Source organism: Clostridium perfringens ATCC 13124 (assembly GCF_000013285.1).
Taxonomy (GTDB): domain Bacteria; phylum Bacillota; class Clostridia; order Clostridiales; family Clostridiaceae; genus Sarcina; species Sarcina perfringens.
On sequence record NC_008261.1, the window covers coordinates 3215462 to 3234464 of the forward strand.

The window sequence follows — 19003 nt, forward strand, 5'->3', positions numbered from 1 at the left end:
CTTCAGTTTAACTGAAGTTCTTTGGAGCTGATGATCGGACTTGAACCGATAACCTGCTGATTACAAGTCAGCTGCTCTGCCAATTGAGCCACACCAGCATGTGGCGACTCAGAAGGGGCTCGAACCCTCGACCTCCGGCGTGACAGGCCGGCACTCTAACCAACTGAGCTACTGAGCCATTAAAAGTTTTGGTGGTCGCAACAGGGATCGAACCTGTGACCCCCTGCTTGTAAGGCAGGTGCTCTCCCAGCTGAGCTATGCGACCGTATATATGGTGACCCCTAGGGGAATCGAACCCCTGTTACCACCGTGAAAGGGTGGTGTCTTAACCGCTTGACCAAGGGGCCAAAACTGGCGACTCAGAAGGGGCTCGAACCCTCGACCTCCGGCGTGACAGGCCGGCACTCTAACCAACTGAGCTACTGAGCCATTAAAAACTTTTATGGTGGTCGCAACAGGGATCGAACCTGTGACCCCCTGCTTGTAAGGCAGGTGCTCTCCCAGCTGAGCTATGCGACCGTAATATGGTGACCCCTAGGGGAATCGAACCCCTGTTACCACCGTGAAAGGGTGGTGTCTTAACCGCTTGACCAAGGGGCCAAAAATGTGGCGACTCAGAAGGGGCTCGAACCCTCGACCTCCGGCGTGACAGGCCGGCACTCTAACCAACTGAGCTACTGAGCCATTAAAAGTTTTATGGTGGTCGCAACAGGGATCGAACCTGTGACCCCCTGCTTGTAAGGCAGGTGCTCTCCCAGCTGAGCTATGCGACCATGTTGGTGACCCCTAGGGGAATCGAACCCCTGTTACCACCGTGAAAGGGTGGTGTCTTAACCGCTTGACCAAGGGGCCACATTAACTCTTAAAACCACATCATTTTTGACCAGTTTTAGCTTTAAACTAAATTTGTTTATTTTGTTTTTCGTCTTTCGCACTTGGCGACCTGACAAGGAATATAATACCCAAAAACTAAAGTTATGTCAACACTTTTTTTAGTTATTTTAGGCCATTTATAGCTATTTAATAAAATTATAATTACAATTCGCCATTTTACTCAAAATTACTCTCTTTTTCTATTTTTTCAACTATTTTTTTATAGACATTTAACTGCCTTTCTCTCCAACCTATTTGATTCTTTAATTTTCCTATATTAAAATGGCACATTTCAATGAATTCTGCTTCTTCTAGAACCTTAATATTGAACTTATAACTATCTTCCCTAAAATTTCTTCCACTTGCTTCAATTTTTATTGGATAGCTTTCGTTTAGGTATATAAGTATCTCTTTATCCCAAATTCCTCTTTTACTTGTTGATTTAGTAAAATCATTTAAAACTTTTAAGGATTTTACTTCCTCAATAGATTCTTCAATTGAATCTATTATACCTTTATAAAATAAAGCTGATGTTCCTCTGTTTATTTTTATTTTTAATAAGTCATTGTATTTTTTAATTATATCATCAACTTCTCCTTCTGAAACTAATTCTCCCTCATTAATTTTAAATGTTTTTATTCCAGAATTATTTTGATAATTTACCACTACTTGATCATAATTCATTCTTCTAATCTTTAATTCTGTATTATACCCCTCTATATTTTCATTGGTAATCCTAAATTTCATAATATTCACCTCATTATTTAGTATTACTCCTTAAATAAAATAATATAACCTTATAATTTCTTCTCTTTAAGTATCTATTACTAGTCAAATATGATACAATTCAAACTTAGAAATGTTATGATTAAACATATAAGAATTTTAGAAAATTATTTTGATTATTAATATATACAAATTTAGAAGGGAGAAATTAAACTTATGATATACCATGATGTAGTTATTATAGGAGGCGGAGCTTCTGGTATGACAGCTGCAATTACAGCAAAGAATTTTGGATTAGATGTTGCCATAGTTGAAGGAACAGACAGAATAGGTAAAAAAATTCTTACTACAGGAAACGGTAGATGTAATATAACAAATTCATTAATAAGTTTTCCATTTGAAAACTTTCATAGTGCAAATGATGGATTTTTTATTAAATCTTTAAATAAATTTTCTGTAGAAGATACAAAAGCCTTTTTTCTTAATCTAGGATTACCAATAATAGAACTTGAAAAAGGGAAAAATTATCCTCAATCTTTACAGGCCTCTTCTGTTGTAGATATTTTAAAAATGGCCTTAGAAGAACGTGAAATTCCTGTTTATAATTCTTACAAAGTAAAATCTATCCACAAATCTAAGGGTAAATTTACTTTATCCACAGGAAATGAGGATTCACCTGTGATTAAGTGTAAAAAGTTAATAATGGCTTGTGGAGGAAAATCTGCTCCTAAAACTGGTTCTGATGGCTCTGGATATACTCTTGCTAAAAGTTTAGGCCACTCTATTATTGAACCTAATCCAGCTATAGTACAATTAAAACTATCTCACAATAAACTTAAAGCTTTATCAGGAATAAAGTTTAATGGTTATGCTGAAGTTTTATGTGATGGAAAAAGTATTAGAAAAGAATTTGGAGAGATTCTTTTTACAGACTACGGCATATCTGGCCCTCCAATATTACAAATATCTAGAGAAGCTTCCTTAGGATGCTTTAAAGGTAAAGAGGTTAAAATCTTAGTTGATATGATGCCTGATAAATCATTAAAGGAATTAGAAGATTTCTTAGAAGGACATTTTGCTGTTTTTTCTTGTAGAGAAGTTATAAACTCACTTATAGGTGTTGTTAACAAAAAAATGATACCTATATTATTAAGAGAAGCAGGTATAGATAATTTACATAAACCATGTTATGAACTTACTTGGAAAGAGAAAAAAGCCTTAATAAACCTTATGAAATCTTGGGAATTTAAATGTATTGGAACAAATGGCTTCCAAGCAGCTCAGGTAACTACTGGTGGAATAAATACAAAGGAAGTTGATTCTGAAACTCTTCAGTCAAAGTTAGTAGATAACCTTTATTTTTGTGGTGAATTATTAGATGTAGATGGAGATTGTGGTGGATTTAATCTTCAATGGGCTTGGAGTTCTGGATTTACTGCTGCACTTTCTTGTACCCTTCAGTAATATATTTTCTATGAATAATATATTTTTTAATTAAATAAAATTTATTTTTATTTAATACAAAACCCTTGGTATAACTAGGCTAAAAACTCCTAGCCATACCGAGGGTTTTATTACTTTTAAAACTCTTTTTTCCAAATTGTTTCTATTGAAGCTGAAACTTCTCCTAACCTATTGTTTACAATCTTGTAAAGGCACTTATAACCTTCTTCAATCTCATCCCATTGGCAAACAATATTTACATCATCTCCAAGTCTAACTTCCTTCTCATACTTTATTTTAGCTGATATAAGGCTATATTCATCTAAAATACACTCTGGTGTAGCTTCCATAGTCCATTCTAAGTATTTAGTGTTATTAACATGCTTATTAAAATCTATATCACTTCTTCTTACAGAAATATTTGATTCTAAATCTTCTCTAATTAATTTTTCAACTTTAGTTGATTTTAACTCTACCTCTCCAGTATCACTCATGTTTATTAACTCACAATACTCTTTAGGTATTCTAACAGCTCTACGCTTTTCTAAATCTATTAATAAGAAAATAATCTTTCCTTCAGCCACAAGTTCATTTTTTTCATTATAAACTTTATATACTCTACAAGCATAAAATTTCTTTATTCCTTCTAGATAAGTTTCCACATTTATTGAACTTTTATATGGTATTGGCTTTTTTATATCTATTGAATAACTATAAATAATCCAACTTAATTCATGATCTTTTAAATACTTAATTCCTTCATAAGCTAACTCTTCCTCATGGATTGCAGATACATCACCAAAGATTTTCATAAGTGGAACCATTCTTATGTTTTTATTAACATCTGAATCATAATATAGTACATCATATTTTTTCATAAATTTATTTTCGCTCATAATTAATTCTCCTAGAAAAATTTTAATACCAATAAGTTTCTGCTAAAGTAATGCTTTCTCCCTCTTCATTTTCTACTTTATGAAGAACCTTTACTTCATCTTCACCCTTAATTATTTTTGACTTTATAATTACATTATGACCATATGTAATTTCTTTTTCAAATTTTATTTTTATTTTTTTCATTTTGTAATTTAGAACAATATCAACTGGTACTGTTTCTAAAATCCACTCTACATACTTAATATTACTTACATGCATATTTAGATCTATATCTAAATATCTTATGTGAAAATTCATCTCTAAATCTTCTTTATCAAATTTCTCAAAGTTTAATTTTTTTCTTAATAATTTTGAAGACTCCTTACTTAATCCATGAATCTCATATTCTTCATCGCTTATTCTAGCTGGTCTTCTAGTTTTTTTGTTTATTAAGAAGGCTAATACATCAGCCCTAGCTACTAAGGCCCCATCCATATCATAAGCCTCAAATACTCTGTTAGAATAAAACTTTCTTATAGATTCAACATAAGTTTTTACCTTAATTTTCTCTCTATATCTTGGATATCTATTAACTATTATTTCATAATCAAAAAATACCCAAGTAGTTTCACTGCTATTATCTGCATAGTTCATTGAATTCTTTTCTTCTTGACTTAAGCAACAGTCTGAAAAGAAGTTCATCATTGAAGTTATTCTACAGTCTTTTCTTCCATCTGTTTCTCCATAAGTAACTTCATAAACTTTTTCATAAGCTTTCCCCATTTTAATCACTCCTCATTTGGAAGTATATCAAATCAAAAAATACCTTTCAAACTAGAAAAACACCACTAAACTAGGTGTTTTAGTGGTGTTTTCTTTATAAATATATCAATACAAACAATTTGTGATGGATTCTTATTTAAAGTATCTGTTTAATAATCCAGCGAAAGCTTTTCCGTGTCTAGCTTCATCTTTACACATTTCGTGAACTGTGTCGTGGATTGCATCTAAGTTTAATTGTTTAGCTAAAGTAGCTAAATCTTTCTTACCTTGGCAAGCTCCATGCTCTGCATTTACTCTTGCTTGTAAGTTAGCTTTTGTATCAGCTTCTACAACTTCTCCTAACATTTCTGCGAATTTAGCAGCATGTTCTGCTTCTTCGAAAGCTATTCTTTTATAAGCTTCAGCAACTTCTGGGAATCCTTCTCTGTCAGCTTGTCTTGACATAGCTAAGTACATTCCTACTTCTGTACATTCTCCTACAAAGTTAGCTTGTAATCCTTCGATTATTCTTTCATCTACACCTTTAGCAACTCCGATTCTGTGCTCATCTGCAAATGCTAGGTCTTCTCCTTGCTCTATGAACTTGTCAGCTCCAACTCCACATACTGGACATTTTTCTGGTGCTTTTTCTCCTTCATAAACATATCCACATACTGTACAAACAAATTTTTTCATAATCTTATTCCTCCTACAAAACAAACAATTTATCTAATTTCAATTTATATCATAATTTAAAAGTCTTTATTTAAGTGTTTTTTTGTTGATGTATTTCCTCATCAACCTTATGTCATTATTATATAATAATAATTATTATTTATCAATAGTTATTTTTTATTTTTTTCAAAAAAATTTTTTAAATATATAATTTATAAACAATGTATTTAAATTAATCTTATATTTAAACTTAATAATTAACTTTTAAAGTAAATAGTATAAAAATAAGAAGCACCTATTAAAAAAGCACTTCTTATTTTAAACAGAGCTTAAAATTAATATTCTATGTTATTTATAGCTTCTATTAAATCGTCTAAGTTTATTCCATGAACTATTGCAGCCTCTTCTAAAGTTTCAGCTTGAGCTGATGGGCATCCAACACATCCCATACCAAAGCTCATTAATACCTCAGCAGCTGTTGGCATTTTTCTTATTACTTCTCCAATTGTCATGTCTTTAGTTATCATAATAAACTACACCTCTCTTAATTAAATTAAAAGTTATATCCTTAATTATACTCCCTATAAATTTCAAATACAAGTATTTCACTCTGAATTATAATATTTAAAATAAAACTTATATATACTTTTCTATATTTAATTTTTCTATTATATCTTTTATCACAATCCTATCTGGAGGATTAACCTCTTCTAGTGAAGGAATATCTACCTTTTTAAAAAATACAGCATCTGCACTTTCTTCTCCATCTAAGATTACTTCTCCTTCATAATCATTTGAAATAAATATAGAAGATGCGTTATAAATTTCATCCCCATTAGGATATTTATTGTAACACTCTTTACCAGAGTAAACATTAAATAAGCTTAAACTCTTGACCTTAAGCCCCACTTCTTCGTATGCCTCTCTAATAGCAGCTTCCTCAAAACTTTCGCCAAGCTCTAAACTTCCTCCAGGAAGTCCCCATTTATTATTGTCAGTTCTTTTTTGTAATAATACCCTTCCCTTTTTATCAATTATTATTATTCCAGCTGAACACATTATAAGTGGTCTATGTGGATTAGGAAGTTCTTTTCTTAAATCCATTATATATCCCATACAATTCTCCTCTTAAATTACATAATTTTATTCTAAATTAATTTAAAAATATTATACCCTAAAATAAAAAATAGCTTAAGATTAAATAATCTTAAGCTATTTTAAAGTAATTATTCTTTACTACTTATTAAAGTTCTTCTCTTACTCTTATAGTTTGGTTTCTCTTTGGTCCAACACCAACTATAGAAACTTTAGTTCCTGTGAACTCTTCTATTCTTCTTAAGTAAGTTTTAGCGTTCTCTGGTAACTCTTCGTAGCTTCTTGCATCAGCAACTTCTTCTCCCCATCCTTCGAACTCTTCATATACTGGTTTACATCTAGCTAAATCTTCTAAACTAGCTGGGAAGTAATCTATAACTTTTCCATCTAATTCATATCCAACACACATTTGTATTTTATCTAATCCAGCTAATGTATCTATTTTAGTTACTACTAATGAAGTTAATCCACAAACTCTTGTAGTAGTTTTTAAGATAACAAGGTCTAACCAACCACATCTTCTTGATCTTCCTGTAGTTACTCCGTACTCATGACCTTTTTCTCTTATCCAATCACCAGTTTCATTTTCAAGCTCTGTTGGGAATGGTCCTTTACCAACTCTTGTAGTATAAGCTTTAGCTATACCAACAGCATTAGTTACCATGTTTGGTCCTATACCTGCTCCACTAGCAACTCCACATGAAGTTGTGTTTGATGATGTAACATATGGATAAGTTCCATAGTCTATATCAAGAAGCATTCCTTGAGCTCCTTCAAATAATACATTTTTATCAGCTTGGATAGCGTTGTATATTTCAACTGAAGTATCTTTAACATATGGTCTTAATCTTTCAGCAAATGCCATATATTCATTGTATATTTCATCGAAGTTTAACTCTTCTCCACCTAATAATTTGATGTATCCATTTTTCATTTCGATGTTTATTCTTAATTTTTCAGCAAAAGAATCTTTGTGCATAAGGTCACAAACTCTTATTCCTGATCTTTCATATTTATCTGTATAACAAGGACCTATTCCTTTGCAAGTAGTTCCTATATCATTTTTTCCTCTAGCTTTTTCTTTTAACTTATCTAAAGTTATGTGGTATGGCATTATAAGATGTGCTCTATCACTAACTATTAATTTCTCTGGAGTTACTTTTACTCCTAAGCCTTCTAAATAATCTATTTCTGTAAATAGTGCTTTAGGATCTACTACAACACCATTTCCTATTACGTTTAATTTCTCGTCATGTAATATTCCTGAAGGTATTAAGTGTAACTTGTATTGTTTGTCTTCAACTTCAACTGTATGTCCAGCGTTATTTCCTCCTTGGAATCTAACAACTACTTCTGCCTCTTCTGCTAAGTAATCTGTCATCTTTCCTTTTCCTTCGTCTCCCCATTGAGCTCCTAATACAACAAATGCTGACATTTTTTATTTCCTCCTTATAAAAAGAACATTAACATTCTTTTTTTATAAACCATAACGGTTGATTAACTTTTTCCGAGTAGACAACGTTCGTATTTATAGGTATTTTTGCTATAAATTTCATTGTCCTATACCATATTAACAGAGTAAAACTCTTAGGTCAAGGCAATAAAAACGAATATTTTAACATATTTTTAGTCCTAAAGTTCATTTTATTTAATTCAATTAAATAATATTTAATTTAATAATATTTCTTCGTCAAAATTCTCATTAATATTACTCTTTTCCTTATACTTATTCTTATCAATAAATTGATTTTTTACTAAATATTTTTACTTCTAAAACTAATTAAATTATTAACATTAAATTTAGATAAAATTTCAATTTTGATTTTTAAAAATGTTATACTATATTTAACGAAAGAATTACTTAATTAGACACTAAAAATCTTATTTTATTAAATATAACAAAGGAGGATAAAAAATGAATACATATGGTGTTTTCGATATCCTTGGACCAATTATGATTGGACCATCTAGCTCTCATACTGCAGGGGCTGCTAGACTTGGAAAAGTAGCTAGAGCAATCTGTGGTAAACCAATGAAAAAAGTTACTTTTCTTTTACACGGTTCTTTTGGCAAAACTTATAAAGGTCATGGTACAGATAAAGCTTTAGTAGCAGGTATCCTTGGAATGGAACCTTCTGATACACACCTTAGAAATTCTTTAGAAATAGCAAAAGAAAAAAATATTGAAATAGAGTTTAAAGAAGTTGATTTAGGAGATGCACATCCTAATACAGTTAAATTTATAATTGAAGATATTGATGGTGTTTTTCATGAAATAGTAGGATCATCAATAGGTGGTGGAAGTATTAAAATCACTGAGGTAAATGGTAGCGTTGTTGAATTTACTGGTGAATACCCAACACTAATAATCTCACATAAAGATGTTCCTGGAGCTGTATCTAAAGTAACAGCCATAGTTTATGAGCATAATATTAATATAGCTTTCATGAAAGTCTTTAGAACAGAAAGAGGAAAGGCTGCAAGAATGGTCTTTGAAATGGATAGCCCTATTACAAAGGACATTATTGATGAAATTAAGAAAGTTGAAGCTGTTGAAAAACTAGTTGTTATAAACCCAGTAAAGGAGGATATTTAGATGATTGCAAGAAGCGGTGCTGAATTATTAGAAATATGTAGAGAGAATAATTTCTCCTTAGCTGAATACGCTATTCAATATGAAATGGAAAGTAAAAACTGTACTAGAGAAGATGTAATAAAAGGTATGGAAAAAGTTCTTCAAGTTATGAAAGAAGCAGCTAATGAAGGGCAAGAAAAAGAAGTTTATTCTGTAAGTGGATTAATTGGCGGAGATGCTTATAAATTAAAAAAATACTTAGAAAAAGGGGATACTTTAACTGGGAATGTTATGGTTGGCGCTATGGCAAGAGCCTTATCTTGTTCAGAAGTAAATGCTTCTATGGGAAGAATAGTGGCATGCCCAACAGCTGGTTCTTGCGGAATATTACCAGCTGTAATATTGACTGTAGGAGAAAGATTAAATCTAAGTGATGAAGAACTTATTCAAGGTTTATTAGCATCCTCTGCTGTAGGTATGATAATTGCGCAAAATGCAACATTAGCCGGTGCTGAAGGTGGATGCCAAGCTGAATGTGGGTCTGCTGCTGCTATGGGAGCTGCTGCCACTGTAGAAATGATGGGTGGAACTCCAGAAATGGCTTTAGATGCTGGGGCAATAGTATTTAAAAATATACTTGGTCTAGTTTGTGATCCAATAGCTGGCTTAGTAGAAGTACCTTGTGCTAAAAGAAATTTTGCAGGAGCAGTTAGCGCCTTAACAACTGCCGACTTAGTTATGGCAGGCATACATAGCAAGATACCTTTTGATGATACAGTTGAAGCTATGTATAGAGTAGGAAAATCTTTACCTGCTTCTCTAAGAGAAACTGCCTTAGGTGGTTTAGCAATTACTAAAACAGGACTTAAATTAAAAGAAAAAGTTTTTGGTAAAGATAAATAATTATTTTTTAATGAGCATATGTAATTATATATGCTCATTTTATTTTTAAATAATTAGCATTCAATATTAATATACGCTTTTTAATTTTATATTGGTATTTCTTCAAAGTTACTAGTAAATTATTGACATTTATTATGATAATATTGTAATATTAACTTGTAATAACATCATTATCTTTGGTGCTTTTTTATTTCTACCAACTGGTAATGACAACATTATAATAGGGGTGAGATTTATGAATAAAATTTTTGGATTTACTCAAGAAGAATTATCCAGCTTAAAAGCCACTTATACAGCCAATGAAATATATCAACAACCAGAATTATGGAAAGAGACTTTAAACATAGTAGAAAATAATAAAGAAGCTATAAATAAATTCTTAGAAAAAAATTTAAATAAAGACAATGTAAGAATAATCTTAACTGGAGCAGGAACATCTGCCTATGTTGGAGATACCATATATCTTTATTTAGCTAAAAAGTTAGGTAAAAGAGTTGAAGCTATAGCAACTACTGACTTCGTTTCAAATCCAGATGAATATATAGATGAAAATGCAAATACCATCTTAGTTTCTTATGCTCGTTCTGGTAATAGCCCAGAAAGTGTTGGAACTTATGATTTATTTGAAAAGAAAGTTAAAAATCTAGCACACATAGTTGTTACTTGTAATAAAGAGGGTGAGCTTGCTAAGAAGTCTCAAGAAAAAGAAGGAAACTTAGTTTTATTAATGCCAGAAAAATCAAATGATAAGAGTTTTGCTATGACAAGTTCCTTTACTTGTATGACATTAGCTACTCTACTTTTATTTGATATAGCTAATCTAGAAGAAAATAAAAAAATCGTTGAAGAATTAGCTACTAAAGGACAAGCTTCTCTTGATAATCAATGGAAAGATGCAAAAGCAATTTCAGATTTAGGAGCAGAAAGAATTGTTTATGTAGGTTCTGGCGCCTTAAAGGGTCTTTGCCATGAAATGGCTCTTAAAAATTTAGAATTAACTTCTGGTAAACAAGTTACTGTTTGTGAATCAATCTTAGGCTTTAGACATGGTCCTAAGTCAATAATAAATAATAATACTTTAGTTATATTCTTATGCTCTACAAATGATTATACAGCTCTTTATGATTATGACTTAATAAAAGAAGTTTATAATGATGAAGGTACTCAAAAGGTTGCTGTTTTAAATTATTTTGACAGAGAAAATCTTAAGGAAATTTCTCATAAATATATAACAGCTAATGGATCTAAATTAGATGATACATTTATAGCATTTAATTATATAATATTTGGTCAAATGATTTCTTTCTTTAACTCTTTAAGACTTGGAATTTCTCCTGATAATCCAAGACCTGATGGAACAGTTAATAGAGTTGTTCAAGGGGTTATAATTCACGAATATAATAATTAATTTATGAGAGGTGTTTTTTATGAATAAAATTAAATCTACTAAAGATATGCTTTTAAGAGCTCAAAAAGGAGGATATGCTATTCCTGCTTTTAACATACACAATCTAGAAACTTTTCAAGTAGTTGTTGAGACTGCCGCTGAGCTTAACTCTCCTGTCATAATCGCAGGTACTCCTGGAACTATTGATTATGCTGGTCCAGATTATATAGTAGCTATGGCTGAAGTAGCCTCTCAAAAATATGATATTCCAATAGCAATTCACCTTGACCACTTTGAAGATCCAAAGCTTATAAAAAGTCATATAATAACTGGATTTAAATCTTGTATGATAGATGCTTCCCATCTTTCCTTTGAAGACAATGTAAACATGGTAAAAGAAGTTGTAGACTTTGCTCATAGATATGACGCTACTGTTGAAGCTGAACTTGGTAAACTTGTTGGAGTTGAAGATGACTTAGTGGTAGATGAAAATGAAGGAGCATATACAGACCCTGATGCAGCTTTAGAATTTGTTGAAAGAACAGGTGTAGACTCACTTGCTATAGCAATTGGAACTGCTCATGGATTATATAAAGGAACTCCTAAATTAGACTTTGATAGATTAGTTAAAATTAGAGAAAAGGTATCTGTACCTTTAGTTTTACATGGTGCATCTGATGTTCCAGATGAATTAGTTAAAAAAGCTATAGAACTTGGAATATGCAAGGTTAATGTTGCTACAGACTTAAAGATTCCATTTTCAGATGCAGTAAAAGATTATTTCATAGCTAATCCAAAGGCTAATGACCCAAGAAAATATATGACTCCAGGTAAAGAGGCTATGAAGAAAATAGTTGAACACAAGATTCTTCTTTGTGGTAGTAATGGTAAAGCTTAATTATTTAATTTTATATATAAAAGAGACATCAATTTTTTTGATGTCTCTTTACTTTATTAATCTTCTTCTAAAACTACAGTATATTCAAATTTATCTCCTCTTGAAACACTTACTGTATACTCTATAACTCTTTCATTTTCAAAGGTAACTCTTTCAATTCTCATTGCAGCTGTACCATCTTCCACATTTAATAATTTTGAATCACTCTTTGAAATTAATATTGGTTTAAAACTTTCCTTAGCCTTAGTTAGACTAACATTATAGACTTCTCTAAATATATCATACATAGGCTTTTCTTTAAGCATCTTTTCTTTCAAATCAATAAATCTATATTCAGGTAAATAAGTACACTCTACCATCATTGGAACTTCATCTGCTATTCTTAGTCTTACTATCTTATATACCAGTGAGTTTTCTTCCACTTTTAATTTTTCAGAAATCTTATTGTCAGCTCTTATTAAATCAAAGGATAATATTTTTGAAGATGGATTTTTCCCAAGCTTTTTCATTTCTTCAGTAAAACTATAAAATTTTAATAATTGTTGTTTATACACTTTAGGAGATATAAAAGTTCCCTTTCCATGGACCTTATATACATACTCTTTTCTTTCTAATTCTCCAATGGCTTGCCTAGCTGTTGTTCTACTAACATTATATTGCTCACATAATTCTCTTTCAGATGGTAACTTATCATTTTCCTTAAGTTCTCCGCTATTTATAAGATCAATTAGCTCTGTTTCTAATTGATGATACAGGGCTATGCCCCTGCTTCTCTTAAACATTCTTCCACCCCTAAATTCTAATAATACTATTTATAGTGTTATCATATTTACTATTTTTTTTCAATGTTTTTCTCTATAAAGCATAAACTCACAGTATATACAAACTGTGAGTCTTTAAAAATAATTATTTTCAATTTTATAAAACCTTAGAGACACAATACCTTTCTACAGTCATAGTAATATTTTTTGTTTTGTCTATTATAATCTCTACAGTTTCTTTATTAACCTTTGAAACCTTTCCATGTATACCACTACTTAAAACAACATTTGAGCCTACTTTTAAATTAATCTGTTGCTCTATTATCCTAGCTTTATCTTTGTTAACACCTTTAAAACTAACAATATACCAAACTAAAAATACTGCTACTAGAACTAATAAAATAATCATAAAAGTTTTCATTGGTCTCCCCACTTTCTTATATGTTTAATAATTCTCTCACACTACAAACACTATCTTTGCCATCATTTTTTATCTTTTCAACTAATTCTTTTATATCACTAAAACAATCTCTCTCCATTGTTGCAGTAACAACCATAGGCAAGTTTACCCCTGTTATTACCTCTACCTTATCTGATTTATATAAATTTAAGGCTGATTGATTCATTGGAGTTGCTCCTAATAAATCTACAAGAACCACCACTCCCTCACCACTATTTAATTCATTTATTTTTTCTCCAAGCTCTTCACCAAAACTTTCTGCATCTTGTCCTCTTTTTAAAGATACTATGCTAAATTTCTCTTGGGTTCCACAAATCATATCTATTGCATCAAATAACCCTTTTGCCATTTCACCGTGAGTTGCTACTAGTACACCTATCATCCTTCTTTGCCTCCTAAAAACCTATTTATTAATATATGGACTGTATCAAAATAACTTTTTAATAAAACTCATAAACAATATTAATAAGTAATTTTAATAATATTCTTTTAAGCTTTATTACTCTCCTTTGATACAGCCCACCTTAAATCAAAACAAAATATACTTATTTAAATTATGCAACTATTCCTAAAGCACCTAAAGTTGTGAATAATATGAACATACATATAACAATTTTGACTGGGCTCCACTTTTTATTTCTTAATAAGTGGAATACTCCTAAAACAGCTAAAACAGGAAGTAGTTTAGGGAATAAACTATCTAAAGTTGTTTGAAGAACAAATTCATATCCTCCAAAGTTAGCTTGGATTGGAGTTGTAATATTGATTATTGAACCAATCATACCTCCAACAACTATTAATCCTACGATTCCAGCTCCAAAAGTAACCTTATCCATCATGCCAGCTGAGCTTGTAGCTAAATCTGCACCCTTTTGATAACCTAAAGTTATAAGTTTCCACTTAACAAATAAGTTCCAGCTTATGAATATGATTTGTGTAATTATAAGAGCTACTAAGGCACCAGTAAAATCTTCAGTTAAAGCCATAGATGCTGGTATAGATATTAATAATGGTCCTAAGATTGCAAACATCATACTATCTCCGATACCTGCTAAAGGCCCCATCATACCAGTTTTAATACCTCTTATAAGCTCTGGATCAGCTTTTTGTTCTTCTAAAGCAGCAACTATACCTAAGATAACGGTTGCACCGTAGTTAGGACAAGTATTAAAAAATTCCATATGTCTAGTTAAAGCCTTTTTCATACCCTCTGGGTCATCTTTATAAACCTTCTTTAAAATTGGTGATATAGAAATTGCAAATCCTAAAGCCTGCATTCTTTCATATGACCAAGAAATTTGTAATAATAAATGGTTTAAAAAGACTTGCCATAAATCTTTTTTTGTTATTTTAGATTCCATTAGAATTCGCCTCCTATCTGCTCAAAATCTTCCTCATTATTTACTTTAGCTCCATCATTTTTATGATATAACTCAACGTAAATAACAGCAGTTATAAGACCTATTAAACCAACTGCGATCATTGGTAAATTTAAGAAACATACTAATATGAATCCCATAATAGCAAAATACCATTGTTTAGTTATTGGTAGGTAGTTTAATAATATTGCAACCCCTAATGCTGGCATTGCACGTCCTGCAGCAGCGAATCCATTAGTTAACCATACAGGAACCTTTTCTATAAATGCAGTAGCAACCTCTGAACCAAAGAATGCACCTACGAAAACAGGAATTGCTCTTGATAATCCCCATGGAATTGATCCAAATAAATGCCATCTCCACATTCCTTTTAAGTTTCCATTTGCAGCATGTGAATCAGCTTTATGAGCACAAATTCCAGTAGATAATCTCGCTAATACATCTAAGTATGATCCTAATAAAGCTATTGGAACTCCTAGTGCAATACCACTTTCATAACTTCCAGTTAAATAACCAAAAGTAACTCCTAAAATAGCACCAGTAGTATAGTCTGGAACAACAGCTCCACCATATGAGTGAACTCCAAGAGACATCATTTCTAAAGTAGCCCCTACAAAAAGACCAGTTTGAATATCTCCTAAGATAAGACCTGCTCCAAAACCAGCTATTAACGGCCTATGCCATAAACCTAGATAAGGACCTAGCATCTCATTAATGCTTAGGAAAGCCCATACAGAGAGTAGTAAAATTTGTATAATTCCTATTTCTTGCATAAACATATCCCCCTAATTATTAAATTGTATAATCCCCTTAAAATAATTAACTTTTAAAAGCCTCTACTAACGGTCTAATATCTTGCTTTGAGTCTGTCGGAATCATTTGGAAGTAGCAATTAACATTTTTATCTAGCAAACTTTTTAATGCTTCAAACTCTTTTTCTGTAACAAATAGTTTTTCACTTAATTTTTTAGCATTTGGTTTATGAGTCATATTGCCTATATTAAGGTCCATATATTTAAATCCACCCTCATAAATCCTATTAGCATCTACCACATCCTTAACTAATAGAAAAACTCTCTCATTTGGAGCTAGTCCTCTATTTAAGTATGCAATAACCTTATCAACTGGCTGCATTGATATTCTTACTTGCTTTGGAGCAGCTAATTTTAGTATTGCTTGTTGATTTGGATCACTAGCAACCATATCATTGGCAACTATAATATGATTTGGATTTGTCATTTTAGACCAAGCCAAGGCTACTTGTCCATGAATAAGTCTTCCGTCAACTCTGAAATGTACTATTGGCATTTTAAATCCTCCTTAATATTGTTTGTACTATTATATGACTCTAAAAATCTAGTAATACATCTTTATAATAATTTTATAATTAAATTATTATTTTAAACGAAAAAAACTCCTAGAAAATCTAGGAGTTCTTGTAGGAGTTTTATTATGTTTGTTTGTGTTTGTTATGTTTGTGTTTGTTTGTCTTTATCCAGTTCATGAATAATAATCAATCTCTAATTGATAATGATTATCATGATTAAAGTATATATGTTTTTTTATTTTTTGTCAATAAAAAACATTACATTTTTTTAGATTTTTTTGAACATTTTTTCATGGCACTCATTACAGAGCTTCTAAATCCAGTCTCTTCTAACTCTAAAACAGCTTCAATAGTTGTTCCTCCCGGTGAGCAAACATTGTCTTTTAACTTAGCTGGATGCTCTCCAGTTTCTAAAACCATCTTAGCTGATCCTAATACTGATTGAGCAGCTAATTTATAAGCCTTATCTCTACTTATTCCCTCTCTAACAGCAGCATCTGCCATAGCTTCTATAAACATATAAACATAAGCTGGTGATGACCCACAAAGTGCTATAAATCCATGGAAATCTTTCTCACTTAACACTTCTGATTTTCCAAAAGCATTAAATATATCCATAACTTCTTTTAATTCTTCTTCATTTACTAATTCATTAGGACAAATAGCGCTCATTGCTTCTCCTATTAAAGCTGGAGTATTTGGCATAGTCTTAACTATTTTTGTTTCTTTCTTAAACCATTTTTCAACATCACTTAAATTAATTCCTGCTGCTATAGTAACAATAGTCTTATTTAAGTCTACACAATCTCTTATTTCTTTTATAACTTTTTCATACATATATGGCTTTACCGCAAGAAATATTATGTCACTGTTATTACAAACTTCTTTGTTATCAAGAGTTGTGTTTATTCCTAATTCATTTTTTATTCTTTCTGCACTTGATTCTCTTGAACATGATGCAATAATATTTTCTTTGCATACAATACCTGACTTTAATATTCCTAAAACCATAGCACTTCCCATGTTACCGCAGCCTATGAATCCAATTTTTTTATTCATATTATCCTCTCCTTTTTAATACAGATGGTAATTATTTTATTAACTTAATTTCTTAATAGTCATTTTAACTATTTAGTATCTAATTATAAATACTTTAATTATTATATACCTTTTAATATGTAGCTACCAATAATAAAATTAAAGGGCATATCAGCATTCTGATACACCCTAAATTTATTAAACATCCTTATGAATAGCTTCATAATCTGCAAATTTACTGTATTGACCAAGCCATGCAAGCTTAACTGTTCCAACTGGACCGTTTCTCTGCTTAGCTATTATACATTCTCCAACATTTTTATCTTCTGTTTCCTTGTTATAGTACTCATCTCTATATAAGAACATAACAAGGTCAGCATCCTGCTCTATTGATCCAGATTCTCTAAGGTCAGATAACATAGGTCTATGGTCTGCTCTTTGCTCTGGAGCACGAGAAAGCTGAGATAAGGCTATAACTGGACATTCCATTTCCTTAGCTATAGCTTTTATATTTCTTGAAATCTCCGCAACTTCTTGTTGTCTACTTTCACCACTTCCACTCATAAGTTGTAAGTAGTCTATAAGTATAAGATCTATTCCATATTCCATTTTTAATCTTCTACACTTAGATCTCATTTCCATTACAGAAACCCCAGCAGTATCATCTATGTATATCTTAGCTGATGCTAGTGGGCCTGATGCTCTAGCTATATTGTCCCAATCCTCAGGAGTTAATTTACCTGTTCTAAGACTTAACATATCTACATTAGCCTCTGAACATAATAACTTATATGCAAGCTGTTCCTTTGACATTTCCAAAGAGAATATAACAACACTCTTTCCCTCTCTTAAGGCAGCATGTTCTGCTATGTTAAGAGCAAAGGTTGTTTTACCCATAGATGGTCTTGCTGCTATAAGCACCATATCACCCTTTTGGAATCCAGAGGTCATCTCATCCAAGTCTTTAAATCCAGAACCAACACCTGTAAGTTCTCCTTCATTATTAAATATAGCCTCTATTTGCTCAAAACCTCTTTCAAGAACAACACTTAAAGGTTCAAAATCATTTGATGATCTCTTTTCAGATAAATCAAATATTTTCTTCTCTGCTGAATCTATAACTTTTTCAACATCTTCTTGATTGTTATAACAATTCTCTATAATTTCTGTAGAAGATTTTATAAGTCTTCTAAGCATAGCTTTTTCATCAACTATTTTTATGTATGATTTTATGTTAACTGTACTAAGTACAGATGCACTTATCTCTGTTACATAACTTATACCACCGGCTTTTTCAAGTCTATCAGTAGATTTTAAATACTCTAAAAGAGTTAATTGGTCTACAGCTTGATCTCTTTGGTACATTTCTATTATACTTTGAAATATTACCTTATGAGCATCTCTATAAAATGAATCCTTGTTTAAAACCTCAGCGGCTTGAGCTATGGTTGTTCTATCTATTATCATTGCCCCTAAAACAGATTGTTCCGCTTCTATACTTTGTGGCAAACTCTTCATTACTGGTGCTTCCATTATTCCTAATTTTCCTCCTTTCCCTTAAAATAATTTTCTAATATCATTAAAAGTTTATAAGATATTTTAAACCTTATAAACTTTTCTTAAACTTTTTATAATTAAATATTCTATTATAATTTCATCAGTTATTATCCAATATATCCCAAATAAATTACTTTATACAAAAAAATATAATTTAGTGACATAATACATAATTAATTTTTTAATTATAAAAACTAATTAATAAAATACTACTCCACTATATATAATACATTAAAATTTATCAATATATATAGAAAAATAACAAGAA

20 protein-coding genes and 10 tRNA genes are annotated in these 19003 nt (G+C 31.1%); 5 read left to right on the plus strand and 25 right to left on the minus strand.

All coding sequences use genetic code 11. The features are described from left to right. Positions 1–22 precede the first annotated feature (22 nt). The 11 genes from CPF_RS14380 to CPF_RS14430 all read right to left on the minus strand — a co-directional run bounded on the left by CPF_RS14380 (position 23) and on the right by CPF_RS14430 (position 1620). Positions 23–98: transfer RNA gene (locus CPF_RS14380), tRNA-Thr, on the minus strand. Positions 99–101: 3 nt separating this feature from the next. Next, a tRNA-Asp gene (locus tag CPF_RS14385) sits at positions 102–178 on the minus strand. Between the two features lie 11 nt (positions 179–189). Further along, positions 190–265: transfer RNA gene (locus CPF_RS14390), tRNA-Val, on the minus strand. A 7-nt stretch (positions 266–272) separates the two neighbouring features. Then, a tRNA-Glu gene (locus CPF_RS14395) sits at positions 273–347 on the minus strand. Between the two features lie 5 nt (positions 348–352). Then, positions 353–429, minus strand: a tRNA-Asp gene (locus CPF_RS14400). 14 nt (positions 430–443) lie between these two features. Continuing rightward, positions 444–519 (minus strand) — tRNA-Val (locus CPF_RS14405). 6 nt (positions 520–525) lie between these two features. Beyond that, positions 526–600, minus strand: a tRNA-Glu gene (locus CPF_RS14410). Positions 601–607: 7 nt separating this feature from the next. After that, a tRNA-Asp gene (locus tag CPF_RS14415) sits at positions 608–684 on the minus strand. Positions 685–697: 13 nt separating this feature from the next. Next, a tRNA-Val gene (locus CPF_RS14420) sits at positions 698–773 on the minus strand. A gap of 4 nt (positions 774–777) precedes the next feature. Then, positions 778–852 (minus strand) — tRNA-Glu (locus CPF_RS14425). Positions 853–1050: 198 nt separating this feature from the next. Next, positions 1051–1620 (minus strand): hypothetical protein, encoded by a 570-nt coding sequence (locus CPF_RS14430; RefSeq protein ID WP_011591186.1) that lies wholly within the window; start codon positions 1618–1620, stop codon positions 1051–1053. A gap of 195 nt (positions 1621–1815) precedes the next feature. Between CPF_RS14430 and CPF_RS14435 the strand changes: the two genes are divergently transcribed. Next, positions 1816–3063 (plus strand): NAD(P)/FAD-dependent oxidoreductase, encoded by a 1248-nt coding sequence (locus CPF_RS14435; RefSeq protein ID WP_003456905.1) that lies wholly within the window; start codon positions 1816–1818, stop codon positions 3061–3063. Positions 3064–3179: 116 nt separating this feature from the next. On the opposite strand, the gene CPF_RS14440 is transcribed toward CPF_RS14435, so the two are convergent. From CPF_RS14440 to CPF_RS14465, 6 genes are all read right to left on the minus strand, one after another. Further along, the gene (locus CPF_RS14440) at positions 3180–3938 is read right to left on the minus strand and encodes an acyl-ACP thioesterase domain-containing protein (RefSeq protein WP_003456854.1); all 759 of its coding nucleotides are present in this window, start codon (positions 3936–3938) and stop codon (positions 3180–3182) included. A 22-nt stretch (positions 3939–3960) separates the two neighbouring features. Next, positions 3961–4701: an acyl-[acyl-carrier-protein] thioesterase gene (locus CPF_RS14445; protein WP_011591187.1), complete on the minus strand. Its 741-nt coding sequence runs from the start codon at positions 4699–4701 to the stop codon at positions 3961–3963. Between the two features lie 132 nt (positions 4702–4833). After that, the gene (locus tag CPF_RS14450; protein ID WP_011591188.1) at positions 4834–5376 is read right to left on the minus strand and encodes an NADH peroxidase; all 543 of its coding nucleotides are present in this window, start codon (positions 5374–5376) and stop codon (positions 4834–4836) included. Between the two features lie 314 nt (positions 5377–5690). Further along, positions 5691–5882, minus strand: coding sequence for a DUF1858 domain-containing protein (locus CPF_RS14455; protein ID WP_003451010.1), 192 nt, complete (start codon positions 5880–5882; stop codon positions 5691–5693). A gap of 109 nt (positions 5883–5991) precedes the next feature. After that, on the minus strand, positions 5992–6471 hold the full coding sequence (locus CPF_RS14460; protein ID WP_003472888.1) for an NUDIX hydrolase: 480 nt from the start codon (positions 6469–6471) through the stop codon (positions 5992–5994). Positions 6472–6598: 127 nt separating this feature from the next. Further along, positions 6599–7885, minus strand: coding sequence for an adenylosuccinate synthase (locus tag CPF_RS14465; RefSeq protein WP_003450991.1), 1287 nt, complete (start codon positions 7883–7885; stop codon positions 6599–6601). A gap of 480 nt (positions 7886–8365) precedes the next feature. On the opposite strand from CPF_RS14465, the gene sdaAB reads away from it, so the two are divergent. The 4 genes from sdaAB to CPF_RS14485 all read left to right on the plus strand — a co-directional run bounded on the left by sdaAB (position 8366) and on the right by CPF_RS14485 (position 12213). Continuing rightward, the gene (gene sdaAB, locus CPF_RS14470; RefSeq protein ID WP_003459996.1) at positions 8366–9046 is read left to right on the plus strand and encodes an L-serine ammonia-lyase, iron-sulfur-dependent subunit beta; all 681 of its coding nucleotides are present in this window, start codon (positions 8366–8368) and stop codon (positions 9044–9046) included. Next, positions 9047–9928 (plus strand): L-serine ammonia-lyase, iron-sulfur-dependent, subunit alpha, encoded by an 882-nt coding sequence (sdaAA, locus tag CPF_RS14475; RefSeq protein WP_003451046.1) that lies wholly within the window; start codon positions 9047–9049, stop codon positions 9926–9928. A gap of 235 nt (positions 9929–10163) precedes the next feature. After that, positions 10164–11336, plus strand: coding sequence for an SIS domain-containing protein (locus tag CPF_RS14480; RefSeq protein ID WP_011591189.1), 1173 nt, complete (start codon positions 10164–10166; stop codon positions 11334–11336). A 19-nt stretch (positions 11337–11355) separates the two neighbouring features. Beyond that, positions 11356–12213, plus strand: a complete 858-nt coding sequence (locus tag CPF_RS14485) for a tagatose bisphosphate family class II aldolase (protein ID WP_011010998.1) — start codon at positions 11356–11358, stop codon at positions 12211–12213. Between the two features lie 56 nt (positions 12214–12269). Here CPF_RS14485 and CPF_RS14490 read toward each other — a convergent pair whose 3' ends face one another. The 8 genes from CPF_RS14490 to CPF_RS14525 form a co-directional block, all read right to left on the minus strand. Beyond that, positions 12270–12995 (minus strand): GntR family transcriptional regulator, encoded by a 726-nt coding sequence (locus CPF_RS14490; RefSeq protein ID WP_003466360.1) that lies wholly within the window; start codon positions 12993–12995, stop codon positions 12270–12272. 136 nt (positions 12996–13131) lie between these two features. Beyond that, positions 13132–13395: a preprotein translocase subunit YajC gene (locus CPF_RS14495; protein WP_011010999.1), complete on the minus strand. Its 264-nt coding sequence runs from the start codon at positions 13393–13395 to the stop codon at positions 13132–13134. A 16-nt stretch (positions 13396–13411) separates the two neighbouring features. Further along, complete coding sequence (locus tag CPF_RS14500) at positions 13412–13816, minus strand: PTS sugar transporter subunit IIA (RefSeq protein ID WP_003451031.1); 405 nt, start codon at positions 13814–13816, stop codon at positions 13412–13414. 172 nt (positions 13817–13988) lie between these two features. Further along, positions 13989–14795 (minus strand): PTS system mannose/fructose/sorbose family transporter subunit IID, encoded by an 807-nt coding sequence (locus tag CPF_RS14505; RefSeq protein ID WP_003460011.1) that lies wholly within the window; start codon positions 14793–14795, stop codon positions 13989–13991. Beyond that, complete coding sequence (locus tag CPF_RS14510) at positions 14795–15586, minus strand: PTS mannose/fructose/sorbose/N-acetylgalactosamine transporter subunit IIC (protein WP_003451051.1); 792 nt, start codon at positions 15584–15586, stop codon at positions 14795–14797. The genes CPF_RS14505 and CPF_RS14510 overlap by 1 nt, the downstream gene beginning before the upstream one ends. A 46-nt stretch (positions 15587–15632) precedes the next feature. Continuing rightward, positions 15633–16121, minus strand: a complete 489-nt coding sequence (locus CPF_RS14515; RefSeq protein WP_003451042.1) for a PTS sugar transporter subunit IIB — start codon at positions 16119–16121, stop codon at positions 15633–15635. Between the two features lie 277 nt (positions 16122–16398). Further along, on the minus strand, positions 16399–17199 hold the full coding sequence (gene proC / locus CPF_RS14520) for a pyrroline-5-carboxylate reductase (protein ID WP_003459984.1): 801 nt from the start codon (positions 17197–17199) through the stop codon (positions 16399–16401). 177 nt (positions 17200–17376) lie between these two features. Beyond that, on the minus strand, positions 17377–18711 hold the full coding sequence (locus CPF_RS14525) for a replicative DNA helicase (RefSeq protein ID WP_003451036.1): 1335 nt from the start codon (positions 18709–18711) through the stop codon (positions 17377–17379). Positions 18712–19003: the final 292 nt, after the last annotated feature.

What these genes read in the sequence shown, in the direction of transcription:
- CPF_RS14465 (WP_003450991.1), bottom strand. Translation starts at nt 7,885, where the DNA reads ATGTCAGCATTTGTTGTATTAGGAGCTCAATGGGGAGACGAAGGAAAA.
- sdaAA (WP_003451046.1), top strand. Translation starts at nt 9,047, where the DNA reads ATGATTGCAAGAAGCGGTGCTGAATTATTAGAAATATGTAGAGAGAAT.
- CPF_RS14440 (WP_003456854.1), bottom strand. Translation starts at nt 3,938, where the DNA reads ATGAGCGAAAATAAATTTATGAAAAAATATGATGTACTATATTATGAT.
- CPF_RS14485 (WP_011010998.1), top strand. Translation starts at nt 11,356, where the DNA reads ATGAATAAAATTAAATCTACTAAAGATATGCTTTTAAGAGCTCAAAAA.
- CPF_RS14505 (WP_003460011.1), bottom strand. Translation starts at nt 14,795, where the DNA reads ATGGAATCTAAAATAACAAAAAAAGATTTATGGCAAGTCTTTTTAAAC.
- CPF_RS14455 (WP_003451010.1), bottom strand. Translation starts at nt 5,882, where the DNA reads ATGATAACTAAAGACATGACAATTGGAGAAGTAATAAGAAAAATGCCA.
- CPF_RS14490 (WP_003466360.1), bottom strand. Translation starts at nt 12,995, where the DNA reads ATGTTTAAGAGAAGCAGGGGCATAGCCCTGTATCATCAATTAGAAACA.
- CPF_RS14450 (WP_011591188.1), bottom strand. Translation starts at nt 5,376, where the DNA reads ATGAAAAAATTTGTTTGTACAGTATGTGGATATGTTTATGAAGGAGAA.
- CPF_RS14430 (WP_011591186.1), bottom strand. Translation starts at nt 1,620, where the DNA reads ATGAAATTTAGGATTACCAATGAAAATATAGAGGGGTATAATACAGAA.
- CPF_RS14435 (WP_003456905.1), top strand. Translation starts at nt 1,816, where the DNA reads ATGATATACCATGATGTAGTTATTATAGGAGGCGGAGCTTCTGGTATG.
- CPF_RS14495 (WP_011010999.1), bottom strand. Translation starts at nt 13,395, where the DNA reads ATGAAAACTTTTATGATTATTTTATTAGTTCTAGTAGCAGTATTTTTA.
- proC (WP_003459984.1), bottom strand. Translation starts at nt 17,199, where the DNA reads ATGAATAAAAAAATTGGATTCATAGGCTGCGGTAACATGGGAAGTGCT.
- CPF_RS14500 (WP_003451031.1), bottom strand. Translation starts at nt 13,816, where the DNA reads ATGATAGGTGTACTAGTAGCAACTCACGGTGAAATGGCAAAAGGGTTA.
- sdaAB (WP_003459996.1), top strand. Translation starts at nt 8,366, where the DNA reads ATGAATACATATGGTGTTTTCGATATCCTTGGACCAATTATGATTGGA.
- CPF_RS14510 (WP_003451051.1), bottom strand. Translation starts at nt 15,586, where the DNA reads ATGCAAGAAATAGGAATTATACAAATTTTACTACTCTCTGTATGGGCT.
- CPF_RS14525 (WP_003451036.1), bottom strand. Translation starts at nt 18,711, where the DNA reads ATGGAAGCACCAGTAATGAAGAGTTTGCCACAAAGTATAGAAGCGGAA.
- CPF_RS14460 (WP_003472888.1), bottom strand. Translation starts at nt 6,471, where the DNA reads ATGGGATATATAATGGATTTAAGAAAAGAACTTCCTAATCCACATAGA.
- CPF_RS14480 (WP_011591189.1), top strand. Translation starts at nt 10,164, where the DNA reads ATGAATAAAATTTTTGGATTTACTCAAGAAGAATTATCCAGCTTAAAA.
- CPF_RS14445 (WP_011591187.1), bottom strand. Translation starts at nt 4,701, where the DNA reads ATGGGGAAAGCTTATGAAAAAGTTTATGAAGTTACTTATGGAGAAACA.
- CPF_RS14515 (WP_003451042.1), bottom strand. Translation starts at nt 16,121, where the DNA reads ATGCCAATAGTACATTTCAGAGTTGACGGAAGACTTATTCATGGACAA.